12 protein-coding genes are annotated in these 13,395 nt (G+C 70.3%); 9 read left to right on the plus strand and 3 right to left on the minus strand.

Annotated features, from left to right (window positions below; translation table 11 throughout):
* Positions 1 to 516, plus strand: a 516-nt coding sequence (locus VIU94_RS02690; RefSeq protein ID WP_331907086.1) for an amidohydrolase family protein, incomplete at its 5' end; no start/stop codon positions are given.
* A 10-nt stretch (positions 517 to 526) separates the two neighbouring features.
* Here VIU94_RS02690 and VIU94_RS02695 read toward each other — a convergent pair.
* The 3 genes from VIU94_RS02695 to VIU94_RS02705 form a co-directional block, all read right to left on the minus strand.
* Entirely contained in the window at positions 527 to 1,495 is a 969-nt protein-coding gene (locus tag VIU94_RS02695) for a COX15/CtaA family protein (RefSeq protein ID WP_414720873.1), read from the minus strand.
* An 85-nt stretch (positions 1,496 to 1,580) separates the two neighbouring features.
* Entirely contained in the window at positions 1,581 to 2,378 is a 798-nt protein-coding gene (locus VIU94_RS02700; RefSeq protein ID WP_331907090.1) for an ABC transporter permease, read from the minus strand.
* Positions 2,375 to 3,301 carry an ABC transporter ATP-binding protein gene (locus VIU94_RS02705; protein WP_331907092.1) on the minus strand — a complete coding sequence of 309 codons (927 nt, stop codon included), beginning with the start codon at positions 3,299 to 3,301 and terminating at the stop codon, positions 2,375 to 2,377. Before VIU94_RS02705 ends, VIU94_RS02700 begins: the two co-directional genes overlap by 4 nt.
* A 174-nt stretch (positions 3,302 to 3,475) precedes the next feature.
* On the opposite strand from VIU94_RS02705, the gene VIU94_RS02710 reads away from it, so the two are divergent.
* The 8 genes from VIU94_RS02710 to VIU94_RS02745 form a co-directional block, all read left to right on the plus strand.
* Positions 3,476 to 7,078 carry a S8 family serine peptidase gene (locus VIU94_RS02710; protein WP_331907094.1) on the plus strand — a complete coding sequence of 1,201 codons (3,603 nt, stop codon included), beginning with the start codon at positions 3,476 to 3,478 and terminating at the stop codon, positions 7,076 to 7,078.
* A gap of 166 nt (positions 7,079 to 7,244) precedes the next feature.
* Entirely contained in the window at positions 7,245 to 7,970 is a 726-nt protein-coding gene (locus tag VIU94_RS02715) for a helix-turn-helix transcriptional regulator (protein WP_331907096.1), read from the plus strand.
* Positions 7,967 to 9,382, plus strand: a complete 1,416-nt coding sequence (sufB, locus tag VIU94_RS02720) for a Fe-S cluster assembly protein SufB (protein ID WP_331907098.1) — start codon at positions 7,967 to 7,969, stop codon at positions 9,380 to 9,382. The genes VIU94_RS02715 and sufB overlap by 4 nt, the downstream gene beginning before the upstream one ends.
* On the plus strand, positions 9,382 to 10,566 hold the full coding sequence (gene sufD / locus VIU94_RS02725; RefSeq protein ID WP_331907100.1) for a Fe-S cluster assembly protein SufD: 1,185 nt from the start codon (positions 9,382 to 9,384) through the stop codon (positions 10,564 to 10,566). Before sufB ends, sufD begins: the two co-directional genes overlap by 1 nt.
* The gene (sufC, locus tag VIU94_RS02730; RefSeq protein WP_331907102.1) at positions 10,563 to 11,321 is read left to right on the plus strand and encodes a Fe-S cluster assembly ATPase SufC; all 759 of its coding nucleotides are present in this window, start codon (positions 10,563 to 10,565) and stop codon (positions 11,319 to 11,321) included. Before sufD ends, sufC begins: the two co-directional genes overlap by 4 nt.
* Position 11,322: 1 nt before the next feature.
* Positions 11,323 to 12,576: a cysteine desulfurase gene (locus VIU94_RS02735; RefSeq protein WP_331907104.1), complete on the plus strand. Its 1,254-nt coding sequence runs from the start codon at positions 11,323 to 11,325 to the stop codon at positions 12,574 to 12,576.
* Positions 12,576 to 13,028, plus strand: a complete 453-nt coding sequence (gene sufU / locus VIU94_RS02740; RefSeq protein ID WP_331907108.1) for a Fe-S cluster assembly sulfur transfer protein SufU — start codon at positions 12,576 to 12,578, stop codon at positions 13,026 to 13,028. The genes VIU94_RS02735 and sufU overlap by 1 nt, the downstream gene beginning before the upstream one ends.
* 125 nt (positions 13,029 to 13,153) lie before the next feature.
* On the plus strand, positions 13,154 to 13,395 hold a 242-nt coding region (locus VIU94_RS02745; RefSeq protein WP_331907110.1), incomplete at its 3' end, for a metal-sulfur cluster assembly factor.

Consider the following 13,395-nt stretch of genomic DNA (forward strand, 5'->3'; position numbering starts at 1 on the left):
TGGCTGGCCCGCCGCCGGGTCGGCGACCGGCTCACCGACCCCGTCCTGCTGCGCCACCTGCTGTGGATCGCCGTCGCCTCGGGGCGGCCGCTCCAGCTCCAGGTGGGCGTCGAGGACCCGATGCGGCTCGCCGACTTCGCGGCGGCGACCACGGGGCTCGGCACGGACCTGGTGCTGCTGCACGGCTACCCGTACCACCGGCAGGCGGCGCATCTGACGAGCGTGTTCCCGCACGTGTACGCCGATCTGGGCCCGGTGCTCGCGCAGACCGGCGCGCGGGCCGCGGCCGTCCTGGCGGAGACCCTGGAGCTGGCGCCGTTCGGCAAGCTGCTGTTCTCCAGCGGCGCGCACGGGCTGCCGGAGCTGCACGTGGTGGCCGCGTCCGCGTTCCGCAGCGCGCTCGGGCGGGTGCTCGGCGACTGGGTCGGGGACGGGGCGTGGTCGCTCCGGGACGCCCAGCGCGTCGCCGCGATGATCGCCTCGGGGACGGCGCGGAGGATCTACGGGCTGGAGTGAGCGGCCCGGCTCACGCGGCCGTGAGCGCCGGGTCCGTCTGCGCCGGGATCTCCGGGGCGGTCACCGCACGCTCGCGCAGGCTCAGCGCGAGGCGCAGCACGGCGATCCACATCAGCGCGGAGCCCAGCATGTGCAGGCCCACGAGGATCTCCGGGACCCCGGTGAAGTACTGGACATAGCCGATCCCGCCCTGCGCGAGCAGCACCAGGAGCAGGTCCCGGGCGCGGGCGCGGGTGTCGTCCGGGGCGTCCACCACGCGCAGGACCAGCCACATCGCGACGGCGAGGGCGCAGACCACCCAGGCGGCGATCGCGTGCAGGTGGGCGGCGTCGGTCCAGTCCCACGGCATGCGCGGTACGGCGCTGTTGTCGCCGGCGTGCTTGCCCGAGCCGGTCACCGTCGTGCCGAGCACGATCAGCAGCGCCGAGACGATCGTGATCGCCCAACCCAGCTTGCGGACCGGCTTCGGGACGCGCGGCCGGGGCGTGGTGTCGCCCTCGCGGGTGCGCTGCCAGGTGATCACGGCGACCGTCAGAAGCGCGTTGGCGGCCAGGAAGTGGCCGGCCACGGTCCACGGGTTGAGCCCCGCCCACACGGTGATGCCGCCGATCACGGCGTTGCTCATCACCAGCCAGAACTGCAGCCAGCCCAGCCGGGTCAGCCCGCGCCGCCACGGCTTGGTGGCGCGCGCGGCGATGATCGCCCAGCCGACCGCGGCCGACAGGACGTACGTCAGCATCCGGTTGCCGAACTCGATCGCGCCGCGGTAGCCCTGCTCGGGCGTCACGATGAGGCTGTCGTCCGTGCACTTGGGCCAGGTGTCGCAGCCGAGACCGGAGCCGGTCAGGCGGACCGCGCCGCCCGTGACGATGATGACCACGCTCATCACGACGGCGGAGAGCACGGCGCGCCGGAGCGTCCGGGGGGACGGCGTCCAGCGCTGGGCGATGTAGGCGAGGGGGGTCTGCACGGGCCCTATCGTAGGACGGGGCTTGTGCACGCTTTCACTAGGGGTGGGTTACGCGGCGGGTTGTCCCGGAACGTCACACCCTGGAAGCTCCGCGTCACTCCCAGCGGAAGAACTTCGCCGCCGCGCCGAGGCCGAGGACGGCCCAGGCCGCCAGGATCCCCGCCGCGCCCCACGGCATGGCCGCGCCGCCCTGGAGCACGTCGCGCAGGCCGTCCGAGAGCGCCGAGATCGGCAGCAGCTCCAGGACCGCGCGGGCGGCCTCGGGGAACCGGTCCAGCGGCACGATCACGCCGCCGCCGACCAGGAGCAGCAGGAAGACCAGGTTCGCGGCGGCCAGGGTGGCCTCGGCGCGCAGCGTTCCGGCCATCAGCAGCCCGAGGCCGGAGAACGCGGCGGTGCCGAGGACCAGCAGCAGCGCGACGGAGAGCGGGTCGCCCTGCGGGGACCAGCCGAGCGCCAGGGCGATGACCGTGAGCAGGGCGACCTGGAGGATCTCGGTGACCAGGACGGAGAGCGTCTTGGCGGTCATCAGCGCCCAGCGGGGGAGCGGGGAGGCGGCGAGCCGCTTGAGGACGCCGTAGCGGCGCTCGAAGCCGGTCGCGATGGCCTGGCCGGTGAAGGCGGTGGACATCACGGCGAGGGCGAGGACGCCCGGGGCCAGGAAGTCCACGGCCTTGCCCGCGCCGGTGTCGACGATGTCGACGGTGGAGAAGAGCACCAGGAGCAGCGAGGGGATGATCACCGTCAGGAGCAGCTGCTCGCCGTTGCGCAGGAGCATCTTGGTCTCCAGCGCCGCCTGCGCGGCGATCATGCGCCCGACGGGGGCCGCGCCGGGCTTCGGCGCGTACGTGCCCGTGCCAGCGCCCGTGCCCGAGGTCGTACCGGCGGTCATCCGCGCAGCTCCTTGCCCGTGAGTTCGAGGAAGACGTCTTCGAGAGTGTGCCGCTCGACCGAGATGCCGTCCGCCATGACGCCGTGCTGGGCGCACCAGCTGGCGACGGTGGCCAGCAGCTGGGGGTCGACGGTGCCGGTGATCCGGTACGCGCCGGGGGTCGGCTCGGCGGCCTGGGAGCCGTCCGGGAGCGCCTTGAGGAGGGAGCCGAGGTCGAGGCCGGGGCGGCCGGTGAAGCGCAGGGTGTTCTCGGCGCCGCCGCGGCACAGTTGCTCGGGGCTGCCTTGGGCGGCGACCCGGCCGGCGTCGATGATCGCGACGTCGTCGGCGAGCTCCTCGGCCTCGTCCATGAAGTGGGTGGTGAGCACGACGGTCACGCCGTCCGCGCGCAGCTCGCGGACCAGGTCCCAGGCAGCGCGGCGGGCCTGCGGGTCGAGGCCGGCGGTCGGCTCGTCCAGGAAGACCAGCTCGGGGCGGCCGACGACGGCCATCGCGAGCGCGAGCCGCTGTTGCTGGCCGCCGGAGAGCCGCCGGTAGGTCGTGCGACCGCAGGAGCCGAGCCCGAGGCGCTCGATCAGGGCGTCCACGTCGAGCGGGTGGGCGTGCAGTTTCGCCGTGTGGCGGAGCATCTCGTCGGCGCGGGCGCCGGAGTAGACGCCGCCGGACTGGAGCATCACCCCGATCCGGGGCCGCAGCGCCTCGTTCTGGGCCACCGGGTCGAGGCCGAGGACGCGGACGTCGCCCGCGTCGGGCCTGCGGTAGCCCTCGCAGGTCTCGATCGTGGTGGTCTTGCCGGCGCCGTTGGGGCCGAGGACGGCGGTGACCGTGCCGGCCCGCACGTCGAGGTCGAGGCCGTCGACTGCGGTCTTGGTCCCGTACCGCTTCACCAGGCCGCGGACCTGTACGACGGACTCGTTCTTCATGCGGGGAAGTCTAGAGAGCCGCCGCGGAAGCCTGGCCGCCGGGGAGAACCCTGGGGCCTACGGGGCAGGAATGGCCGGAACTTGTCGATGAGTTCCTTCACATGCACCTGCCAATTCCTTCACGATCGACGGACGGTACGTACCGATCGGCGCACCACTCGTGAAGGAGTGTCCGTGGCCTTACGCCGCAGAGCCCTGCCCAGACCGATACGCACAAGATCGTTCGCCGCACTGACCGCCGCCCTCGTCGCCCTTCCCCTCGCCCTGAGCGCCACCCCCGCTCAGGCCCAGGACCCGGACGCGCGGCAGCCCTCCGCCTACCGGCAGAAGACCGACGCCTCGCTCGTGCGCGAGCTGACCGGCGACGAGAAGGCGACCTTCTGGGTCACCCTCGCCGAGGAGGCCGACACCGCCACCGCCCGCCGCGCCCCCGGCAAGGCCGCGAAGGCCCGCGCCCTGCGCGCCGCCAAGACCGCGCACGCGGAGAAGAGCCAGGCGGGCGTACGGGCGCTGGTGAAGCAGGCGGGGGGCTCGTACGAGTCCTTCTGGATCGCCAACACCCTCAAGGTCACCGGCGACAAGGCGCTCGCCGAGAAGATCGCCGCCCGCCCCGAGGTCGCCGGGATCGAGGCCGACGACCCCGTCGACCTGCCCGATCCGCTGCCCGGCCAGGCCGAGCCGCGCACCGACGCCGTCGAGTGGAACGTCGACCGGATCGGGGCCCCGCGGGTCTGGTCCGACCTGGGCGTGCGCGGCGAGGGCGTCACCGTCGCCACCATCGACTCGGGCGTGCAGTACGACCACCCGGCGATCAAGGCCGCCTACCGGGGCCTGAGGGCGGACGGCACGTACGACCACGCGTACAACTGGTTCGACCCGGCCAAGGTCTGCTCCACGACCGCGCCCTGCGACAACAACGGCCACGGCACGCACACCATGGGCACGATGGTCGGCGACGACGGCGCGGGGAACCGCATCGGCGTCGCGCCCGGCGCGCGCTGGATCGCCGCCAAGGGCTGCGAGTCCAGCTCCTGCTCCCGCGACTCGCTGCTGCGCTCCGGCGAGTGGATGGTCGCCCCCACCGACGCGAACGGGCAGAACCCGCGTCCCGAGCTCGCCCCCGACGTGGTGAACAACTCCTGGGGCAGCGGCGTCCTGGACACCTGGTACAAGGCCACGGTCCAGGCCTGGCGGGACGCCGGGATCTTCCCCGCGTTCTCCAACGGCAACAGCGGCCCCGGCTGCAACACCGCGGGTTCCCCGGGCGCGTATGCGAACAGCTACGCCACGGGCGCATTCGACATCAACAACGCCATCGCCTCGTTCTCCTCGCGCGGCTCCGGCGAGGCCGGCGGGATCAAGCCGAACCTGGCCGCGCCCGGTGTCAACGTCCGCGCGTCCTGGAACAACGGCGGCTACAACGCGATCTCCGGCACCTCGATGGCCTCCCCGCACACCGCCGCCACCGTCGCCCTGATGTGGTCCGCCTCGCCGGCGATCCGGGGCGATGTGACACAGACCGAGAAGCTGCTCGACTCCACCGCCCTGGACGTCGACGCCACCACGTGCGGCGGCTCCGCGGCCGACAACAACGTCTTCGGCGAGGGCAGGCTCGACGCCTTCGCGGCGGTCTCGGCTGCCCCGCGCGGCCCGCTCGGCGCGGTCGCCGGCAAGGTCACCGCCGCCGGCGCCCCGGTCGCCGACGCCACCCTGCGCTTCGACGGCCCGATGAAGGCCACCGCTGCCAGCGGCGCGGACGGCGGCTACGCCCTGCCCAAGCTGATGGCCGGCGACTACACGATCGGCGTGAGCAAGTTCGGCTATGTCACGGCCACCGGGACGGTGACCGTCACCGAGAACGGCTCCGCGATCAAGGACTTCGCCCTCGACGAGGCCGCGTCCGCCGATGTCACCGGCGTGGTGACCGGCGCCGGCGGGCCGGAGGCCGGCGCGGTGCTCACCGCCCAGGGCACGCCCGTGACCGGGAAGACCGGCTCGGACGGCCGTTACACGCTGCGCCTGCCGCTCGGCACGTACCAGCTCAACGTCGCCCCGGCGCACCGCTGCGCCTCGGCGATCACCGTCCAGGTCGAGGTCGCCGGGGCCACCGCCAGGGACGTCGCGCTCCCGTCCCGTACCGACACCTTCGGCACGGCCTGCGCGGTCTCCGGCAGCGCAGATTTCCCGACCGGCGCCACGAAGCTGACGTACTCCAGCACCACCTTCGGCACGGCGACCTTCGCGCTGCCGTTCGCGGTGCCCTTCTACGGGAAGACCTACCGCCAGGCCACGGCCTCGGTGGACGGCGTGCTCTCCTTCGGCGCCTCCTCCACCTCCAGCACGAACACCACCCTGCCGACCGCGTCCACCCCGAACGGAGCGCTCTACCCGTTCTGGGACAACCTGACGGTGGACGCCGAGGCGGGCGTGTACTGGGCCGCCACCGGCATCGCCCCGCACCGGAAGATCGTCGTCGAGTGGCGCAACGCGCTCATCGCCGGCTCGACGACCGGCGAGCGGATCTCCTTCGCCGCCGTGCTGAGCGAGGACGGCTCCGCGTCCCTGCACTACAAGGACGTCTCCGGCACGGGCCTGGAGAACGGCTCGTCCGCGACGATCGGCGCGGAGAGCCACACCGGCACGGACGCGCTGCTGTACTCCTTCAACGAGGGCACGCTCGCCGACGGGACCGTGATCTCCCTGCGGCAGACGAAGACCGCCGTCGTCACCGGCCGGGTGACCGACGCCAACGACGAGCAGCCGATCGGGAACGTCCAGGTCAGCGCCACCAGCGGCGGCCTGGGCCCGGCCGAGTCCACCGCCGCGGACGGGACCTATCTGCTCCAGGCGCCGGCCGAGTGGCGCGACTACGACGTCGACTTCAGCGCCCCGCACTACGGGAACGACCGCGGCATGATCACGGCCCAGAACGGCCAGATCTACGTCGTGAACGGCTCGCTCGGCACCGGCCGGGTCACCGCCGACCAGGAGTCCCTCACGGTCATCGCCCCGGCGGGCGGCAGCCGCACCCGGACGCTGAACCTGGCCAACACGGGCAGCGTCGCCACCGCGTACACGGTGGCGGAGAAGGACGGGAAGAGCTGGATCACGGCCTCCCCGGCCTCCGGCGGCCTGGAGCCCGCCGGTGAGTCCCCGTACGACCGGGCGAAGGTGACCCTGTCCTTCGACACGACGGGCGTGGCCCCGGGCACCGTGCTCACCGGCGCCCTCCAGGTGAAGTCGGACAGCGGGCGCAGGCCCGTGATCGACATCCCGGTGAAGCTCGTCGTCCCGGCCTACCGGACCGCGATCGACGCCGGCGCCGCCAAGGAGTCCGTGGACGCGCTAGGCGACGCCTGGGGGCCGGACCGCAAGCACGCCGCGGGCTCGTACGGCTACCTGGGCGCCACCACCGCGCCGTCCACTACCCGTGAGATCGCCGGGGCCGCCGACCCGACGCTGTACCGGACCGCCCGCCAGGGCATGTACGAGTACCGCTTCGACGGCCTGCCCTCCGGCACGTACCAGATCGAGCTGGGCTTCGCCGAGCTCGCCGCCAAGGGCCCGACCGACCGGGTCTTCGACGTGATGGCGGAGGGCACGCAGTTCGTGCCCAATCTGGACCTCGCCCTGGAGGCGGGGGTGCGCACCGCGCACGACCGGACCTTCACGGTGAAGGTCACGGACGGACAGCTCAATCTCCGGTTCGTCGCGAATGCCGGAAAGCCGCTGGTCAGCTCGGTGCGGGTGACGGAGCGCCCCGATCTGACCGGCTGACGCCTCGCCCGGGACGACCGCGGCCGCACCCTCCCGGGTGCGGCCGTCGGCCGTCCCGGAGATCGTTTTCGCAGGTCAGGTAAGCCTTACCTGAGTGATGCACGGCACCGTGCCCCCATCCGGACGCCGCTTGTCAGGCTTCGGATAATTACGCAACAATGGCGTTGTGAAAAACGTCGGCGAGGCTCCGGAGGAACTCGCGACCGGTGAGCGATCCACGCGCAACCGAGTCGCGCGGTCCATCCTGGATCACGGCCCCTCCACCGTCGCCGACCTCGCGGAGCGGCTCCGCCTCACCCAGGCGGCCGTCCGCCGCCATCTGGACTCCCTCGTCGCGGACAACGTGGTCGAGGCACGAGAGAAGCGCGTCTACGGCGCCCGTACCCGGGGCCGCCCCGCCAAGGTCTTCGCACTGACCGACTGCGGGCGGGACGCCTTCGACCAGTCCTACGACACGCTGGCCGTCGACGCGCTGCGCTGGATCGAGCAGAACGCCGGCGGAGAGGCTGCCGTCGCAGCCTTCGCCCGCGACCGGATCGAGGCCCAGGCCGAGGCGTACCGCGAGGCCGTCGAGTCGGCGGAGCCCGCGGAGCGCACCGAGGCCCTTGCCAAGGCGCTCACCGCGGACGGGTACGCTGCTACTGCGCGTCACGCGCCGGTCGGCGAGCAGCTCTGCCAGCACCACTGCCCGGTAGCCCACGTCGCCGAGCAGTACCCCCAGCTGTGCGAGGCGGAGACGGAGATCTTCTCCCGCCTCTTGGGAACGCACGTCCAGCGTCTGGCCACCATCGCGCATGGTGACGGCGTCTGCACCACGTTCATCCCGCACAGCGCCCCACAGACCACCTCTTCATCAGCATCTGCACGCACGGCCGGGAGGAACCCCGCATGACCACCGAGATCAGCCACCCCGAGCTCGAGGGCCTGGGTCGGTACGAGTACGGCTGGGCCGACTCGGACGCGGCCGGCGCCACCGCCCAGCGCGGTCTCTCCGAGGCCGTCGTTCGCGACATCTCCGCGAAGAAGAACGAGCCGGAGTGGATGCTGAAGCTGCGGCTGAAGGGTCTGCGCCTCTTCGACAAGAAGCCCATGCCGACCTGGGGCTCCGACCTGTCGGGCATCGACTTCGACAACATCAAGTACTTCGTGCGGTCCACCGAGAAGCAGGCCGAGTCCTGGGAGGACCTGCCGGAGGACATCAAGAACACGTACGACAAGCTCGGCATCCCGGAGGCGGAGAAGCAGCGCCTGGTCGCCGGCGTCGCCGCCCAGTACGAGTCCGAGGTCGTCTACCACCAGATCCGCGAGGACCTGGAGGAGCAGGGCGTCATCTTCGTCGACACCGACACCGCGCTGAAGGAGCACGAGGAGCTCTTCAGGGAGTACTTCGGCACCGTCATCCCGGTCGGCGACAACAAGTTCGCCTCGCTGAACACCTCCGTGTGGTCCGGCGGATCGTTCATCTACGTGCCGAAGGGCGTGCACGTCGAGATCCCGCTGCAGGCCTACTTCCGTATCAACACGGAGAACATGGGCCAGTTCGAGCGGACGCTGATCATCGTCGACGAGGACGCCTACGTCCACTACGTCGAGGGCTGCACCGCCCCGATCTACTCCTCGGACTCGCTGCACAGCGCCGTGGTGGAGATCATCGTCAAGAAGGGCGGCCGCTGCCGCTACACGACCATCCAGAACTGGTCGAACAACGTCTACAACCTGGTCACCAAGCGCGCCGTCTGCCACGAGGGCGCGACCATGGAGTGGGTCGACGGCAACATCGGCTCCAAGGTGACCATGAAGTACCCGGCGGTCTACCTGATGGGTGAGCACGCCAAGGGCGAGACGCTCTCCATCGCCTTCGCCGGCGAGGGCCAGCACCAGGACGCGGGCGCCAAGATGGTGCACGCCGCCCCGAACACCTCCTCGTCCATCCTGTCGAAGAGCGTTGCGCGTGGCGGTGGCCGTACGTCCTACCGCGGCCTGATCCAGATCAACGAGGGCGCGCACGGCTCGAAGTCCAACGTGCTCTGCGACGCGCTTCTGGTCGACCAGATCTCCCGTTCGGACACCTACCCCTACGTCGACATCCGCGAGGACGACGTCTCGATGGGTCACGAGGCCTCGGTCTCGAAGGTCTCCGACGACCAGCTGTTCTACCTGATGTCCCGCGGCATGGCCGAGGACGAGGCGATGGCGATGATCGTGCGCGGCTTCGTCGAGCCGATCGCGAAGGAGCTCCCGATGGAGTACGCCCTCGAGCTGAACCGCCTGATCGAACTGCAGATGGAAGGAGCGGTCGGCTGATGACCGCAGCTGTGCAGGAGGCGCTGGAGCTCGACAAGGTCGAGTCCCACCTCCACCCGGAAGGCTCTTTCGACGTCGAGGCGCACGAGGTGCCGAAGGGTCGCGAGGAGATCTGGCGGTTCACCCCGCTCAAGCGCCTCAAGGGCATCCACAACGACGCCCCGTTCGCCGACGGTGCGACCAAGGTGGAGGTCGAGGCGGCTTCCGGCGTGACCGTCGAGACCGTGGCGGCCGATGATGCCGTACGCGGCAGCTCGGGTCTGGTCCCGACCGACCGCGTCTCGGCGCGGGCCTGGGCGGCCAGCACCGGCGCGACCGTCGTGCGGATCCCGACCGACACCGTCGTCGAGGGCGCGACCGTGATCCGCCACCACGGCACCGGCTCGGAGACCGCCGGCGCCGGTCACGCGGTGATCGTGGCGGAGAAGTTCGCCAAGGCGACCGTCGTGCTGGTCTTCGAGGGCTCTGCCGTCGTGGCCGACAACATCGAGATCGTCGTCGAGGACGGCGCCGACCTCACCGTCGTCTCCGTCCAGGACTGGGCCGACGACGCCGTCCACCTCTCCACCCAGCACGCCAAGGTCGGCCGCGACGCCAACCTCAAGCACGTCTCGGTGAGCTTCGGCGGCGACGTGGTGCGCCACGACTTCTCGGCGGAGTACTCCGGCCCCGGCGGCTCCGTGGAGTCGCTCGGCCTCTACTTCGCCGATGCCGGCCAGCACATCGAGCACCGTCTCTTCGTCGACCACACCGCCCCGAAGACCAAGTCCCACGTGGTCTACAAGGGCGCGCTGCAGGGCGAGAAGGCCCACGCGGTCTGGATCGGCAACGTGCTGATCCGCAAGGAGGCCGAGGGCATCGAGACGTACGAGGAGAACCGCAACCTCATCCTCACCGACGGTGCCTGGGCCGACTCCGTGCCCAACCTGGAGATCGAGACCGGCGAGATCGAGGGCGCGGGTCACGCGTCGGCGATCGGCCGGTTCGACGACGAGCAGCTCTTCTACCTGCAGAGCCGCGGCATCTCCGAGACCGAGGCCAAGCGCCTGGTCGTGCACGGCTTCTTCAACGACCTGATCCGTCAGATCGGTGTCCCCGAGCTCGAGGAGAAGCTGACCAGCACGGTCGAGGCCGAGCTCGCCAAAAACATCAACATTCTTATCGAGAAGGACGCAATCGCATGAGCACGCTTGAGATCAAGGACCTCACGGTCTCGGTGAGCACCGAGGACGGTGCCAAGGAGATCCTCAAGGGCGTGACCCTGACGATCAACTCCGGCGAGACCCACGCGATCATGGGCCCCAACGGCTCGGGCAAGTCGACGCTTGCCTACTCGATCGCCGGCCACCCGAAGTACACCATCACCGGCGGCACCGTCACCCTCGACGGTGAGAACGTCCTGGAGATGTCGGTCGACCAGCGCGCCAAGGCCGGTCTCTTCCTCGCGATGCAGTACCCCGTCGAGGTCCCCGGCGTGAGCGTGGCCAACTTCCTGCGCACCGCGAAGACGGCGCTGGACGGCGAGGCCCCCAAGCTGCGTACGTGGGTCAAGGACGTCAACGGTGCGATGAACAAGATGCACCTGGACCCGACCTTCTCGCAGCGCTCGGTCAACGAGGGCTTCTCCGGTGGCGAGAAGAAGCGCCACGAGATCGCCCAGCTCGACATCCTCGACCCGGCTTTCGCGCTGCTCGACGAGATCGACTCCGGCCTCGACATCGACGCGCTCAAGGTCGTCTCCGAGGGGATCAACGACTTCCGCGCCCGCGATGGCAAGTCCGTCCTGCTGATCACCCACTACACCCGCATCCTGCGCTACATCAAGCCTGACCACGTGCACGTCTTCGTGGCCGGCCGGATCGCGGAGTCGGGTGGCCCGGACCTGGCCGAGGAGCTGGAGGCCAACGGCTACGAGAAGTACGTCGCGGCAGGGGTCTGACATGAAGGGTCTGCTGCCCGACCTGGATCTGGTCCGCAAGGACTTCCCGATCCTGGAGCGCACCTTCGACGGCGGCGAGACCCCGCTGGTCTATCTCGACAGCGCCAACACCTCGCAGAAGCCGCAGATCGTGATCGACACCATGGTCGACCACCTGGAGCGGCACAACGCCAACATCGCCCGGGCGATGCACCACCTGGGTGCCGAGGCCACCGAGGCGTTCGAGGGGGCGCGCGACACCGTCGCGCGCTTCCTCGGCGCGCCCGAGCGCGACGAGGTGATCTTCACCAAGAACGCCTCCGAGGCGCTCAACCTGGTCGCCAACACCGTGCCGCTGGCCGCGGGCGACGTGGTCGTGACCACCGAGATGGAGCACCACTCCAACATCGTTCCGTGGCAGCTCGCCACGCAGCGCGCGGGTGCGACGTTGAAGTGGTTCGGGCTCACCGACTCCGGTGACCTCGACCTGTCGAACATCGATGAGCTGATCACGCCGGCGACCAAGATCGTCGCGCTGACCTGGGTCTCCAACATGCTCGGCACGATCAACCCGATCGCCGAGATCGCCCGCAAGGCTCACGAGGTCGGTGCGCTCGTCGTCGTCGACGCCGCGCAGGCCGCCCCGGTGCTGCCGATCGACCTGGCCGGCATGGCCGAGGAGGAGCGTCCCGACTTCCTCGCCTTCACCGGCCACAAGGTCGTCGGCCCGACCGGCATCGGCGTCCTGTGGGGCCGGCGTGCCGCGCTCGAGGCGCTGCCGCCGTTCCTCGGTGGCGGCGAGATGATCGCCACGGTCACGATGGAGAAGTCGACCTACGCGCCGATCCCGCACAAGTTCGAGGCCGGCACCCCGCCGATCGCCGAGGCCGTGGGTCTCGGTGCGGCACTGGAATACCTCATGCACGTCGGGATGGAGAACGTCCACGCTCACGAGCAGGCGATCACGGCCTACGCGCTGGAGCGCCTCGCGACCGTTCCTGGTGTGACCGTGCTCGGCCCGGCCGACGCCGCCAAGCGCGGCGGAGCGATCTCCTTCGAGCTCGACGGCGTGCACCCGCACGACGTGGCCCAGGTCCTCGACTCCAAGGGCGTCGCCATCCGCGCCGGGCACCACTGCGCCAAGCCCGCCCACCAGCGGTTCGGCGTACAGGCCTCCAACCGGATGTCGTCCTACCTCTACACCACGCCCGCCGAGATCGACGCGCTGGTCGAGGGGTTGGAATACGTACGCACGTTCTTCAAGTTGGACAAGTGATGACTGCCGCGAACCTCGAGAGCATGTACCAGGAGATCATCCTGGACCATTACAAGAACCCGCACGGAAAGGGTCTTCGCGACCCGTTCGAGGCGGAGGTTCACCACGTCAACCCGACCTGCGGTGACGAGATCACCCTGCGGCTCCACGTGGCCGGCGGCAAGATCGAGGACATCTCCTACGACGCCCTCGGCTGCTCCATCTCGCAGGCCTCGGCCTCCGTGCTCAACGACCTGGTCGTGGGCAAGACGGTGGACGAGGCGATGGTGATCCACGAGGAGTTCCTGCGGCTGATGCAGGGCAAGGGCCAGGTGGAGCCCGACGAGGACATTCTGGAGGACGGCATCGCCTTCGCCGGCGTCGCCAAGTTCCCCGCCCGGATCAAGTGCGCGCTGCTGTCGTGGATGGCCTGGAAAGACGCCGCCGCGAAGACTGTCGCTGAGGAGAACTGATGACTGAGACCGACCACGCTGAGCACAATCACGCGGGACACGACCACGCGGGTCACGACCACTCCGGTCATGACCACTCGGGCCACGGCCATGGCCACGGTCACGAGGCGCCTGAGTGGCAGGGGATGCGTACGTCCACGGTCGAGGGCGCGAGCCTGAAGATCGAGGACGTCGAGGAGGCGATGAAGGACGTCGTCGACCCCGAGCTCGGCATCAACGTCGTCGACCTGGGCCTGATCTACGGCCTGCACATCGAGGACCACTCCAACGTGGTCATCGACATGACGCTGACCTCGGCGGCCTGCCCGCTGACCGACGTCATCCAGGACCAGACCTCGCAGGCCTTGGAGGGCATGGTCAACGACGT

The sequence above is a fragment of the Streptomyces sp. genome (assembly GCF_036566765.1).
Lineage (GTDB): Bacteria > Actinomycetota > Actinomycetes > Streptomycetales > Streptomycetaceae > Streptomyces.